Genomic DNA, 11,870 nt, shown 5'->3' on the forward strand with positions numbered 1-11,870 from the left:
AGGCGCCGGAAGTGGAGACTCAAGCGCCGCAAGCAGACACTTGAGCGTCCGTGCGCGTGATCCCGCACACTTTCCCGCTGCTCACGCACGTTTCCAGCAGTCCCCCATTCACCAGCACTCCCCCGCGTACAGGAGAATTCAGGCCATGAGCAACCCCCAGCAGCTGCGCTACAGCAAGGAGCACGAGTGGCTGTCGGGCGCCGAGGACGGCGTCTCGACGGTCGGCATCACGGAGCACGCGGCCAACGCGCTCGGCGATGTCGTCTTCGTGCAGCTCCCGGAGGTCGGTGACACGGTGACCGCGGGCGAGACCTGCGGCGAGCTGGAGTCGACCAAGTCGGTCAGCGACCTGTACTCCCCGGTCAACGGTGAGGTCACCGAGGTCAACGAGGACGTGGTGAACGACCCGTCGCTGGTGAACTCCGCGCCCTTCGAGGGCGGCTGGCTGTTCAAGGTACGCGTCGCCGAGGAGCCGTCCGACCTGCTCTCCGCCGACGAGTACACCGCCTTTTCCGCCGGCTGAGGAGTCGTCCACCCGATGTCCGTTCTGAACACGCCCCTGCACGAGCTCGACCCCGAGGTCGCCGCCGCCGTCGACGCCGAGCTGGACCGGCAGCAGTCCACCCTGGAGATGATCGCCTCCGAGAACTTCGCGCCGGTCGCGGTGCTGGAGGCGCAGGGCTCCGTCCTGACCAACAAGTACGCCGAGGGCTACCCGGGCCGCCGCTACTACGGCGGCTGCGAGCACGTCGACGTCACCGAGCAGATCGCCATCGACCGGGTCAAGGAGCTGTTCGGCGCCGAGTACGCCAACGTGCAGCCCCACTCCGGCGCTTCGGCCAACCAGGCCGCGCTGTTCGCGCTGGCCCAGCCCGGCGACACCATCCTCGGCCTGGACCTGGCGCACGGCGGTCACCTGACCCACGGGATGCGGCTGAACTTCTCCGGCAAGCAGTTCGACGTGGTCGCCTACCACGTGGACGCCGAGACCGGACTGGTCGACATGGCCGAGCTGGAGCGGCTCGCCAAGGAACACCGGCCGAAGGTGATCATCGCGGGCTGGTCGGCGTATCCGCGGCAGCTGGACTTCGCGGAGTTCCGCCGGATCGCCGACGAGGTCGAGGCCTACCTGTGGGTCGACATGGCGCACTTCGCGGGTCTGGTCGCGGCGGGCCTGCACCCGAACCCGGTCGAGTACGCCGATGTCGTCACGTCCACCACCCACAAGACGCTGGGCGGCCCCCGCGGCGGCATCATCCTCGCCAGGCAGGCCTTCGCGAAGAAGCTGAACTCGTCCGTCTTCCCGGGCTTCCAGGGCGGTCCCCTGGAGCACGTGATCGCGGCCAAGGCGGTCTCCTTCAAGGTGGCCGCGAGCGAGGACTTCAAGGAGCGCCAGCGTCGTACGGTCGAGGGCGCGCGGATCCTCGCCGAGCGGCTGACCGCTCCGGACGCCCGTGAGGCCGGGGTCAACGTGCTTTCCGGCGGTACGGACGTGCACCTGATCCTGGTCGACCTGCGCGAGTCCGAGCTGGACGGGCGGGCCGCCGAGGACCGTCTCCACGAAGTCGGCATCACGGTCAACCGCAACGCCGTCCCGAACGACCCGCGTCCTCCGATGGTCACCTCGGGCCTGCGCATCGGCACGCCCGCCCTCGCCACCCGCGGCTTCACGGCCGAGGACTTCGCCGAGGTCGCCGACGTCATCGCCCAGACGCTGAAGCCGTCCTACGACGTCGAAGCACTCAAGGCACGGGTCAGGGCGCTTGCCGACAAGCACCCGCTGTACCCCGGCCTGACCAAGTAAGTCCCCGGTGGGGCGCCCGGACCGGGTGCCCCACCACCCCGTACTGAGGAGTGACCGTGGCCATATCGGTCTTCGACCTGTTCTCGATCGGCATCGGCCCCTCCAGTTCCCACACGGTCGGCCCGATGCGCGCGGCCCGCATGTTCGCCCGGCGACTGCGCAACGAGGGCCTGCTGGAGAGGACCGCCTCCGTACGGGCCGAGCTGTACGGCTCGCTCGGCGCCACCGGTCACGGCCACGGCACCCCCAAGGCGGTGCTGCTGGGCCTTGAGGGCGCGTCGCCCCGGACGGTGGACGTGGAGGGAGCCGACGAACGGGTGGGGGCGATCAGGTCGTCCGGCCGCCTCCGTCTCCTCGGTGAGCACGAGATCCCCTTCGCCTTCGACGACGACCTGGTCCTGCACCGCCGCAAGACCCTTCCGTACCACGCGAACGGCATGACCCTGTGGGCGTACGACGCCTCGGGAGCGGAGCTGCTGGCGAAGACGTACTACTCGGTCGGCGGCGGTTTCGTCGTGGACGAGGACGCGGTGGGCGCGGACCGCATCAAGCTCGACGACACGGTGCTGAAGTACCCCTTCCGCACCGGCGACGAACTGCTCCGCCTGACCCGGGACACCGGCCTGTCGATCTCCGCGCTGATGCTGGAGAACGAGCGGGCGTGGCGCACCGAGGAGGAGATCCGCGCGGGGCTGCTGGAGATCTGGCGGGTGATGCGGGCGTGCGTGGCCCGGGGCATGTCCCGCGAGGGCATCCTGCCCGGCGGCCTGAAGGTCCGCCGCCGCGCGGCCGTCTCCGCCCGCCAACTCCGGGCGGAGGGGGACCCGTTGGCGCACGCGATGGAGTGGATCACGCTCTACGCCATGGCGGTGAACGAGGAGAACGCCGCGGGCGGCCGGGTGGTGACGGCTCCCACGAACGGCGCGGCCGGCATCATCCCCGCGGTGCTCCACTACTACGTCAACTTCGTGCCCGGCGCCGACGAGGACGGAGTCGTCCGCTTCCTGCTCGCCGCCGGCGCCATCGGCATGCTCTTCAAGGAGAACGCGTCCATCTCCGGTGCCGAGGTCGGCTGCCAGGGCGAGGTCGGCTCGGCCTGCTCGATGGCGGCCGGCGCGCTGGCGGAGGTCCTCGGCGGTTCCCCGGAGCAGGTCGAGAACGCCGCCGAGATCGGGATGGAGCACAACCTCGGCCTCACCTGCGACCCGGTCGGCGGCCTGGTCCAGATCCCCTGCATCGAACGCAACGGCATGGCCGCGGCGAAGGCGGTCACGGCCGCGCGGATGGCGATGCGCGGGGACGGCTCCCACAAGGTCTCCCTCGACAAGGTCATCAAGACCATGAAGGAGACCGGGGCGGACATGAGCGTGAAGTACAAGGAGACGGCGCGGGGCGGGCTGGCGGTCAACATCATCGAGTGCTGACCTGGGGCGACCGACCGAGCTTGACGTTTCCCCGTCACGCGCGGATCACCCGTGCCAGGGTGGGAGCGCAGTCACCGCTCAACTCCTGTCCCCCCACAGGCACTCAGGGAGTCGCCCATGCTCCGCGGCATCGACGTCAGCGCGTACCAGTCGTCCTCCTATGACACGGACGGTCTCTCCTTCGTCTTCATCAAGGCGACCGAGGGCCGTTCGTACGTCAATCCGAAACTCGCCGCCCAGACGAAGCGGGGCCGCGACGCCGGCCTGGTCGTCGGCTTCTACCACTTCCTCTGGCCGGGCAACCTCACGGCCCAGGCGGAGTACTTCGTCAAGCACGCCCCCGAGAAGGCCGGCGACGTCCTCGCCGTCGACTGGGAGACGACCGGTGACGGCACGCACGCCAGTAACGCGGAGAAGGACAGCTTCATCCGCAAGGTGCGGGCGCTCAGGCCGCACAACCGGGTCGTCCTCTACTGCAACCGGCACTTCTGGCTCAACGTGGACGACACGTCCTACGCCGGCGACGGGCTCTGGATCGCCGACTACGTCGCGGCCGGCAAGCCCCGTATCCAGGCGAAGTGGCGCTTCCACCAGTACAGCGACGACCCGCACGACAAGAACGTGGCGAACTTCGCCGACAAGGCCGCGCTGCGGGAGTGGGCGAAAAGGGGCTGAGGCCTGAGGACCGGGGGTTACGCGCGGAACTCCGGCGCCCGCTCCGGGCTCGCCTCCGCCAGCGCCTTCCTGACTTCCTCGACGCCGGCGCGCAGTCCGTAGACCGGGGTGCCGGGCTGCTGGCGCCAGGACTCGTCGAGGCCGCCCGCGTCGACCGTGTCGAAGCCGAGGCCGTCGATGAGGGCCCGCACCTTCTCCTTGGCCGCCTCGTCGTCGCCGGCCACCGGCAGCGCCATACGGTCGGCGGCACCGGCCGGGCGCGGCCGGTCGAGGATGTCCTGGGCGTAGGTGCCGTTGAAGGCCTTGATCACGGTGTGGCCGAGGCGCCGCCCGGTCCAGCGGCTCTCGGTGAGACCCTCGTCGAGGATCTCGGCGATCCTCCCGTCACGCCGGGGGTAGTAGTTGCCGGTGTCCACCACCGCGGCTCCCTGCGCCGCCTCGTCGAGGAGACCGGACGGCAGGTGCGGGACCGCCTTCAGGGGGACCGTGACCACGACCACCTCCGCGCCGCGCGCCGCCTCCTCCACCGGGACGGGAGTCGCGCCCGTTTCCTCCGCGAGGGCGGTGAGGGTGTGGGGGCCGCGCGAGTCGGCCACGCAGACGTCGTGACCGAGGGCGGTGAGCCGCCGGGTGAGGTTGCCGCCGATGTTGCCCGCGCCGATGATGCCGATCTTCATGACAACCCGCTCCAGATGTCGATGTCAGGACTGATGTGTCGCATATGTACCCATACGCGCGCTTACACCTGTCCCGCACCAACCGGCGTCGGCGGCGGGCTATTCCGGACCCCTGCCGAAAGGGGGATCCCTGACCGGAACGGGCGACCCCGCGACAGGGCCGCCCCGTGCTCACGTCACTTGTTCAGGTACGCCCAGAACTCGTCGAAGGACAGGACCTTGTCGCCGTTGAGGTCGCGGCTCTTGATGATCACCTCGGCCACCGACTCCGTGACGTTCCAGTCGCCCTGCTGAGCGAGGGCCGTCTTGAACTCCGCGGCGGTGATGAAACCGTCGCCGTCCGTGTCGATCCGCTCGAAGTGCTTGCGTGCCTCGTCGATGTCAGCCACCGATCCGCCCCTTTGTGTCGCGTTTACCTGTTCTGCCGGCGTAGTGCCGCAGGTCAGGTTAACCGCCCGTGCGGGCACGGAGCGCGGCGACCACCCAGGCGAAGTCCTCGGCATGCGGGGGCGCGGGCTGCCGGTTCACGACGGCGAGCAGTTCGCGGTAGCGGGCGACCCGGTTGTTGAAGCCGGCCGTCATGCGTTCGAGGACGGCGGTCCGGTCGGCGTCACCGAACAGTTCCCCCAACACCTCCTCGGCCTCGGGCGCCGTGGGGCCGGTGCCGCGCTCCCGCACCGGGCCCACCAGCTCCACGAGTCGCTTGGCGAACCACATGGACTGCCCGCGCGGAGCGTCCGGGGCCCGGTCGGCCGCGTTGAACTCGACGGCCCGCCGCATCTGGGCCCGGAAGTCGGGGTCCTGGAGCATCTCGGCCAGTTCCACCCAGGCGTCGACCTGCTCGGGTGTCGGATCGTCGGCGAGATCGACGGCGGTGCGCCGCATCCGTTCCCGGACGTCCGGGTCGACGGTGTCCAGTCCGTGCAGCGTTTCCTCCACGAATTCCTCCATGATCCGCTGTCGTTCCGCCGCCGACAGTCGTGCCAGCTTGTTCATCAACGTCATCTCCTCCGCGGTCGAACCGCGTCGCGCCACGGTCGACAGCACCGCCCGGGTCACCCTCAGCGACCGGATCTGCGCGTCCAGCGCCACCACGTGCGCCGCCGCGACCTGAGCCACCGTCCGCTCCCCCGCCAGCACCCGGCGTACGTCGTCCAGGCCGAGGCCCAGTTCGCGCAGGGTGCGGATCAGCTCCAGGCGGGCGACGGACGCGGCGTCGTACAGCCGGTAGCCGCCCGCCGAGCGGGTCACCGGGGGCAGGGCGCCCTCGTCGGACCAGTAGCGGATGGTGCGCACGGTCAGTCCGGTGGCGCGGGCCAGCTCGCCGATGGTGAAAAGTCCGGTGCCGTCGTCGATCACGTCTGCGAGTGTGGACCTTCCAGTGGGTGGAGACTCAAGGAGCGCGGCGGTGGAGACTCTCCGGGACATTCTCGACGCGGCGGCCATGGGCGTCTTCCCGCCCGCCGACGGCCGTACGACCGTCGTCCCCCAGCCCTCCCACCGGGACGCCGGTGTCCTCGCTCTCACCGCGCACTCGGTGGTCTTCACGGACGAGGACCCCGCGTGGGTGTACGAGACCTTGCGCGCCGTCGACTGCGACGCGCTCGCCGCGACCATGAACGCCCGGTTCCTGGCGGCCCTCATGGAGCGCACCGGACGCGGGAGCGACACGATCGACGTGCTGACGGTGGGTGCCCCGCTGCCGGGCGAGCCGCCGCTCGCGCTGCGGGAGATCGACGATCCCGGTCATCCGAGGGTGCTGAGTTCCCGTACCCGCCGCGACGATGTGCGGGTGTGGGCGGCGGACGGCGGCCTGCTCGTGCTCGGGCGCGGGGTCGCGGGACGGCTGGAGGTGGCGGTCGAGGTGGCCGAGGGCGTACGGCACCGGGGGCTGGGGCGGGCGCTGGTGCGGGCGGCGCGCCGGCTGAGCGGGGGCGAGCCGGTGTGGGCCCAGGTCTCGGCGGGGAACGCCCGCAGTCTGCGGGCGTTCCAGGCGGCCGGATATCTGCCGGTGGGCTCGGAAGTACTGCTCAGCGCGCGGTGAGCGGCTGCCTGGCCGCCCGTCATCGGAAGATGCCGGTGTGGCCGAGGGAGTAGCGGCCCGGCTGCGGGTACACCGCGAGGCCGTGCGGGCCGTTGCCGACCTTGATGCGGGCGAGCTGGGTGCCGGTGCGGGTGTCGATGGCGTACACCTCGGAGTTGTAGCGCCCCGACAGCCACAGGACCTTGCCGTCGGCGGAGACTCCGCCCATGTCGGGGCTGCCGCCGTCGGGCAGGCGCCACTTCTTGGTGAGCTTGTTCAGCGTGAAGTCGAAGACGGAGACGGTGCCCTCGCCGCGGTTGGACACGTACATCTCGCGGGAGTCGCGGCTGACGTAGAGGCCGTGGGTGCCCTTGCCGGTGGGCAGGAGGGCCGGCTGGGTGAACGTGTCGCCGTCCAGGACCCACATGCCGTCGGCCATCATGTCCGCGATGTAGAAGCGCTTCCCGTCGGGCGAGACCTTCACGTCCTGCGGCATGGCCCCTTCGAAGGGCAGCCTCAGTTTGCCGACGACCTTCATCTTCTCGGTGTCGACCTTGAGCAGTTCGCCGCTGAACTCGCAGGAGACGATGAAGTACCGCCCGTCCCGGGAGAAGTCGGCGTGGTTGACGCCGTAGCAGGAGACCGGGACGGTCTTGATCCGCTTCATGGTGTGCGGGTCGCGGAAGACGAGTTCGCGGTCGAGGGAGGCCATCACGACGGCGTACCTGCCGTTCGGCGTGAAGTAGAGGTTGTACGGGTCGTGGACCTCGACCGCCTTGCCCGCCTTGCCGGTCTTCGGGTCGATGGGGGTGAGGGTGTGGCCGCGGTTGTTGTTGACCCAGAGGGTCTTCAGGTCCCAGGAGGGCACGACGTGCTGGGGCTGCCGGCCGACCTGGATCGTCTCCACGACCTCGTACGTCTTCGGGTCGATGACCGAGACGGTGTCGGACTCGGTGTTGGGGACGTAGACGCGGGAGGGGAAGTCCCTGACCACCGGGGAGAGCCTGTTCGGGCGGTCGGCCGCGTAGACGTCCTCCGGGTCGAGGACGGGCGGCATGCCGGGCAGGCCGAGGACCGTTCTCTTCTTCGCCGGTACCGGGACGGCCGCCTTGGTGGTGGGCGCCTCGGCGGCGCGGTCCTTGCTCTCGGCGCCGCACGCGGCGAGCACGGTGAGGGCGGCGCCGAGGATCAGGGCGTGTTTCAGGAGGGTGCGGTGCGTCATCAGCTGAGCAACTCCGAGGTGGTCACCGCGGAGAGGCCGCGGTGGTCGAGTTCTTCCAGTACGGCGGGGAGGGCGGCGACCGTGTCCGGGTAGCCGAAGTGCAGGCTCACCACGGATCCGTTGCGGACCTCGCCGAGGACCTTGCGGGTGACGGCCGCGGCGCCGGGCGAGGTGAAGTCGAGGGAGTCGACGTCGTAGGAGAGGACGTGGGGGTAGCCCGCACGGTGGGCCAGGCGTTCCACGAGAGGGGAGGCGCGGGGGGCGCGGGAGGGGCGGAACCAGGTGCCGACGGAGCCGGTGAGCTGCCTGAGACGGTCGGCGCAGCCGGTGATCTCCGCCGCCGCCTCGGGCTCGGGCATCGCGTTGACGTCGAGGTGGCGCAGGGTGTGGTTGCCGAGGTCGTGCCCGCCGTCGAGGATGCGGCGGGCCAGGTCGGGGTGTTCGTCCAGCCAGGTGCCGACGGCCAGGACGGTGACACGGGCGCCGTGCCGTTCGGCTTCGCCGAGGAGGGCCCGGGCGAGGGCGGGGTCGCCCTGGCCGTGGAAGGTGAGGGCGACGCGGGGGTGGGTGCGGGGGCCGTGGGCGACCTGGGCGGGCTGGTCCGGGAAGCGGCGGGGGGCCGGCGCGGCGGTGTGGGACGGGAGCGGGGGCGTGGTCGGGTGCGTGGCGGGGTCCGGGTGGGCGACGGCGCCGGTGGTGGAGCATCCGGCGGCGAGCGCGCTTCCGGCGAGCAGGCCGGTGCCCGCACGCAGCGCCGTACGGCGGTCGGTCGTGGTCACCCGCACCATTTAAGGGGCGTTACGGGGGAAAGTTGCCGATTCGCCCGAACGGCGGCCGGTGCGGGTGTTGCCGTCCGGTGGCGGAGGCCGTCAGCGGTCCGCCACCCTCATCTCGAACCAGGTCGTCTTGCCGCGCGGCAGCAGGTCGACCCCCCAGCGGTCGGACAGCTTGTCCACGAGGAACAGGCCCCGGCCGCTGACGTCCGTCTCCTGGACCGGCATCAGACAGGGCAGGCCCCGGGAGGGGTCGCGTACCTCGACGCGGATCCAGCCGCGGCGGCGGCGCATACGGAGCCCGAAGACACGGGCGCCCGTGTGGCGGACGGCGTTGCCGACCAGTTCGGAGACGAGCAGGACGGTTTCCTCGGTCATCCTGGGGGTCAGTCCCCACTCGCGCAGAACCACCACTTGGGCCAGCCTGCGGGCGGTGGCCGCGGACTCGGGGCGGGACGGCAGCGGAACCTCCGCCTCCGTGGGGTTGCCGAACAGTTCGAGTGCCTTGAGCGCGTGTTCGTCCTCGACCGTCGGAGACCAGCGGGCCGCGGTCGCACGGCTCTCTCCCCGCGGCTGTTCGATGCCCTCCAGCCCCGCCATGACCCCATCATGGCCGCCCGGAGCGCCCTCCGGGGCGGTTCCGGGGGAATGCACCCCCCGGAACCTCTCGTTCCGCAGAAGTCGATCGGCATATGCCAAGGGCACTCCGGAGGTCCGCGCGCACCCCCCGAGCTGCGACGGAGGCTCGATGGAGGGCAATCGACCGACTCCTCGGCCAGACAGCCTTAAGGGTGCCTTAAGACTCCCCTGAACCACCCTGCCGAGGGACTCGGATCAGACAGCGCGTCAACTGCAAGGCGTTCAGAGGAATTTCGCCTTGCCGGGCCCCTCCTCGACGAAGCTCTTCATACCGCGTGCGCGGTCCTCCGTGGCGAACAGGCCCGCGAACCAGTTCCGTTCGACGGCCAGACCCGTCTCGATGTCCGTGTCCAGGCCCGTGTCGATCGACTCCTTGGCCGCGCGCAGCGCGAGCGCCGGTCCCTGCGCCAGCTTCGCCGCCCAGGCGTGCGCCTCGGTGTACACGTCGGCGGCGGGCACCACCCGGTCCACCAGGCCCAGGCTCAGCGCCTCCTCCGCCTTCACCATCCGGCCGGTGAAGACCAGGTCCTTCGCCTTGGAGGGGCCGATCAGCCGGGCCAGCCGCTGGGTGCCGCCGGCACCCGGGATCAGGCCGAGCAGGATCTCCGGCTGGCCCAGCTTGGCGTTGTCCGCGGCGATCCGGAAGTCAGCGCACAGAGCGAGCTCGCAGCCACCGCCCAGGGCGTAGCCCGTGACGGCCGCGACCACCGGCTTGGGGATGCGGGCCACCGCGGTGAACGAGTCCTGCAGAGCGCGGGAGCGCAGGACCATCGCCGTGTGGTCCATGGTCCGCATCTCCTTGATGTCCGCGCCGGCCGCGAACACCTTCTCCCCGCCGTACAGCACCACGGCCCGTACGTCCTCGCGCCGCGTGGCCTCCTCGGCGAGTTCCTTGAGCCGGTCCTGGGTGGCCACGTCCAGCGCGTTCATCGGCGGGCGGTCGAGACGAATGGTGCCGACGCCCTCGGCGACTTCGAGATTCACGGTCATGGAGGCAGGTTAACGGGGACTAACGGAACTGGGCCGATGCGGTGGGTCACACTCGGCCGGGGGTCTGGGGGTCGGCCCCCAGGCGGGCACAGCACGGGGACTGACGGAACTGGGCCGATGCGGTGGGTCACACCCGGCCGGGGGTCTGGGGATGGGCCCCCAGGCGGCACAGCACGGGGACCAACAGGACGGGCCCGGTGCCGTCCGTCACGGCACCGGGCCCGCACGTCAGCGAAGGCTCACGCCTTCCACTTCGCCCACGACATGTTCCAGCCGTTGAGCCCGTTGTCCGGGGCGACCGTCGCGTCGTCGGAGTTCTTCACGACGACCACGTCGCCGATCATCGAGTGGTTGAAGAACCAGGCGGCCGGGGCGTCGCCGTCGTAGCCGCCCTTGACGTCGCGCAGGCCGACGCAGCCGTGGCTGGCCCGGTAGTTGCCGAAGGCGTCGCCGCCCCAGTAGTTGCCGTGGATGAAGGTGCCGGAGGTGGTGAGGCGGATGGCGTGCGGGACGTCCTTGATGTCGTACTCGCCGCCGTAGCCGACGGTGTCGCCGTTCATCCGGGTCACGGTGAGCTTCTCGCTCATGACCATCTGGCCGTTCCAGGTGTCGTAGCCGGACTTGCCGGTGGTGACGGGGATGGTGTTGACGACCTTGCCGTCCTGCGTGACCTTCATCGTGAGCTTCTTGGCGTCCACGACGGAGACCTGGTTGCGGCCGATGGTGAAGGAGACGGTCTTGTCCTGCTTGCCGTAGACGCCGTCCCGGCCCTCGACGCCGTCGAGGTTCAGCTTGACCGTGACCTTGGTGCCGGAGGCCCAGTATTTCTCGGGACGGAAGTCGAGGCGGTCGTTGCCGAACCAGTGGCCCGCGACCTCGACGGCCGGTTCGGTCTTGATGCTGACGGCCTTCTCCACGTCCTGGGGGTTGGTGATGCCCCGGCTGAAGCGGATCGAGAACGGCATTCCCACGCCGACCGTCGACCCGTCCTCGGGGGTGAAGGTGCCGATGAAGGTGTTCTTCGGTGTGAGGGTCGTGAAGCTGGAGTCCTCGGCGGCCATACGGCCCTCGGAGTCCTTGGCGACCGCGTGCACCGTGTACCTGGTGCCGGCGGCGAGGTGCGTGGACGGCGTCCAGGAGGCGCCGCCGTCGGTCATCTTCCCGGCTATCGCGGTGCCCTTGGTGTCCTTGACCTGCACCTCGGTCAGCTTGCCCTTGACCGTACCGACCTTGAGGGCGCCACTGGTGTCGACCGCTGTGGCGCCGTCCTTCGGGACTATGGAGACGACCGCCTGCGACTGCTTCGTCTCCGTCCCCCCGGCGTCCTTGCCCTTCCCCTCACCTGTCGACCCCGAGCCGGCGCCACCACTCCCGCCGCACGCGGTGACGGCCAGCAGCAGGACGCCGAGTATCAGCGCCAACAGCCCTTTGCCACCTCGTCCCGACCCGTCAGCCGACGCCCCCGATATCGGTCGCACGTTCAAGTCCGCTCCCCTCGCCGGGCCAGGTCAGGCCCGCACCCCTGTGCGCTTCACTCGCGCGTCGGCGCATATTAACCGCCCGGTTTTGAGCATCGTGTGAGCCAAAGGTCACCATTCCGTCCCAACATCAACAGAAAGCCGGCCCGCGCCTCCCCCCTCTGT

Annotated in this window: 13 protein-coding genes; 5 read left to right on the forward strand and 8 right to left on the reverse strand. The window is 70.4% G+C overall.

Annotated features, from left to right (window positions below; all coding sequences use genetic code 11):
- Window positions 1-145 precede the first annotated feature (145 nt).
- The 4 genes from gcvH to ACIBK3_RS31135 all read left to right on the forward strand — a co-directional run bounded on the left by gcvH (window position 146) and on the right by ACIBK3_RS31135 (window position 3,903).
- Window positions 146-523 (forward strand): glycine cleavage system protein GcvH, encoded by a 378-nt coding sequence (gene gcvH / locus ACIBK3_RS31120; protein ID WP_030667566.1) that lies wholly within the window; start codon window positions 146-148, stop codon window positions 521-523.
- Window positions 524-538: 15 nt separating this feature from the next.
- Complete coding sequence (glyA, locus tag ACIBK3_RS31125; protein WP_399370739.1) at window positions 539-1,804, forward strand: serine hydroxymethyltransferase; 1,266 nt, start codon at window positions 539-541, stop codon at window positions 1,802-1,804.
- A gap of 56 nt (window positions 1,805-1,860) precedes the next feature.
- Window positions 1,861-3,228, forward strand: a complete 1,368-nt coding sequence (locus tag ACIBK3_RS31130) for an L-serine ammonia-lyase (protein WP_399370740.1) — start codon at window positions 1,861-1,863, stop codon at window positions 3,226-3,228.
- A 117-nt stretch (window positions 3,229-3,345) separates the two neighbouring features.
- On the forward strand, window positions 3,346-3,903 hold the full coding sequence (locus tag ACIBK3_RS31135) for a glycoside hydrolase family 25 protein (protein ID WP_399370741.1): 558 nt from the start codon (window positions 3,346-3,348) through the stop codon (window positions 3,901-3,903).
- 17 nt (window positions 3,904-3,920) lie between these two features.
- Here the strand turns inward: ACIBK3_RS31135 and ACIBK3_RS31140 are convergent, their stop codons facing one another.
- From ACIBK3_RS31140 to ACIBK3_RS31150, 3 genes are all read right to left on the reverse strand, one after another.
- Window positions 3,921-4,580 (reverse strand): NADPH-dependent F420 reductase, encoded by a 660-nt coding sequence (locus ACIBK3_RS31140; RefSeq protein WP_399370742.1) that lies wholly within the window; start codon window positions 4,578-4,580, stop codon window positions 3,921-3,923.
- A 176-nt stretch (window positions 4,581-4,756) separates the two neighbouring features.
- The gene (locus ACIBK3_RS31145) at window positions 4,757-4,969 is read right to left on the reverse strand and encodes an EF-hand domain-containing protein (protein WP_030667581.1); all 213 of its coding nucleotides are present in this window, start codon (window positions 4,967-4,969) and stop codon (window positions 4,757-4,759) included.
- A gap of 58 nt (window positions 4,970-5,027) precedes the next feature.
- Window positions 5,028-5,939, reverse strand: coding sequence for a MerR family transcriptional regulator (locus tag ACIBK3_RS31150; protein ID WP_399370743.1), 912 nt, complete (start codon window positions 5,937-5,939; stop codon window positions 5,028-5,030).
- A gap of 49 nt (window positions 5,940-5,988) precedes the next feature.
- Between ACIBK3_RS31150 and ACIBK3_RS31155 the strand changes: the two genes are divergently transcribed.
- On the forward strand, window positions 5,989-6,624 hold the full coding sequence (locus ACIBK3_RS31155; RefSeq protein ID WP_399370744.1) for a GNAT family N-acetyltransferase: 636 nt from the start codon (window positions 5,989-5,991) through the stop codon (window positions 6,622-6,624).
- A 19-nt stretch (window positions 6,625-6,643) separates the two neighbouring features.
- Here the strand turns inward: ACIBK3_RS31155 and ACIBK3_RS31160 are convergent, their stop codons facing one another.
- The 5 genes from ACIBK3_RS31160 to ACIBK3_RS31180 all read right to left on the reverse strand — a co-directional run bounded on the left by ACIBK3_RS31160 (window position 6,644) and on the right by ACIBK3_RS31180 (window position 11,711).
- Window positions 6,644-7,825, reverse strand: coding sequence for a YncE family protein (locus ACIBK3_RS31160; RefSeq protein ID WP_399370745.1), 1,182 nt, complete (start codon window positions 7,823-7,825; stop codon window positions 6,644-6,646).
- Complete coding sequence (locus ACIBK3_RS31165) at window positions 7,825-8,613, reverse strand: polysaccharide deacetylase family protein (RefSeq protein ID WP_399370746.1); 789 nt, start codon at window positions 8,611-8,613, stop codon at window positions 7,825-7,827. The genes ACIBK3_RS31160 and ACIBK3_RS31165 overlap by 1 nt, the downstream gene beginning before the upstream one ends.
- An 81-nt stretch (window positions 8,614-8,694) precedes the next feature.
- Entirely contained in the window at window positions 8,695-9,198 is a 504-nt protein-coding gene (locus tag ACIBK3_RS31170) for an ATP-binding protein (protein ID WP_399370747.1), read from the reverse strand.
- A gap of 261 nt (window positions 9,199-9,459) precedes the next feature.
- On the reverse strand, window positions 9,460-10,227 hold the full coding sequence (locus ACIBK3_RS31175; protein WP_399370748.1) for an enoyl-CoA hydratase/isomerase family protein: 768 nt from the start codon (window positions 10,225-10,227) through the stop codon (window positions 9,460-9,462).
- 239 nt (window positions 10,228-10,466) lie between these two features.
- Window positions 10,467-11,711: an Ig-like domain-containing protein gene (locus tag ACIBK3_RS31180; protein ID WP_399370749.1), complete on the reverse strand. Its 1,245-nt coding sequence runs from the start codon at window positions 11,709-11,711 to the stop codon at window positions 10,467-10,469.
- Window positions 11,712-11,870: the final 159 nt, after the last annotated feature.

Source organism: Streptomyces sp. NPDC050287 (assembly GCF_044459385.1).
Taxonomy (GTDB): Bacteria; Actinomycetota; Actinomycetes; order Streptomycetales; family Streptomycetaceae; genus Streptomyces.

Bases quoted from the DNA above. Each gene is read 5' to 3' on its own strand.
- gcvH (WP_030667566.1), top strand. From the start codon at position 146: ATGAGCAACCCCCAGCAGCTGCGCTACAGCAAGGAGCACGAGTGGCTG.
- glyA (WP_399370739.1), top strand. From the start codon at position 539: ATGTCCGTTCTGAACACGCCCCTGCACGAGCTCGACCCCGAGGTCGCC.
- ACIBK3_RS31135 (WP_399370741.1), top strand. From the start codon at position 3,346: ATGCTCCGCGGCATCGACGTCAGCGCGTACCAGTCGTCCTCCTATGAC.
- ACIBK3_RS31140 (WP_399370742.1), bottom strand. From the start codon at position 4,580: ATGAAGATCGGCATCATCGGCGCGGGCAACATCGGCGGCAACCTCACC.
- ACIBK3_RS31160 (WP_399370745.1), bottom strand. From the start codon at position 7,825: ATGACGCACCGCACCCTCCTGAAACACGCCCTGATCCTCGGCGCCGCC.
- ACIBK3_RS31165 (WP_399370746.1), bottom strand. From the start codon at position 8,613: ATGGTGCGGGTGACCACGACCGACCGCCGTACGGCGCTGCGTGCGGGC.
- ACIBK3_RS31170 (WP_399370747.1), bottom strand. From the start codon at position 9,198: ATGGCGGGGCTGGAGGGCATCGAACAGCCGCGGGGAGAGAGCCGTGCG.
- ACIBK3_RS31175 (WP_399370748.1), bottom strand. From the start codon at position 10,227: ATGACCGTGAATCTCGAAGTCGCCGAGGGCGTCGGCACCATTCGTCTC.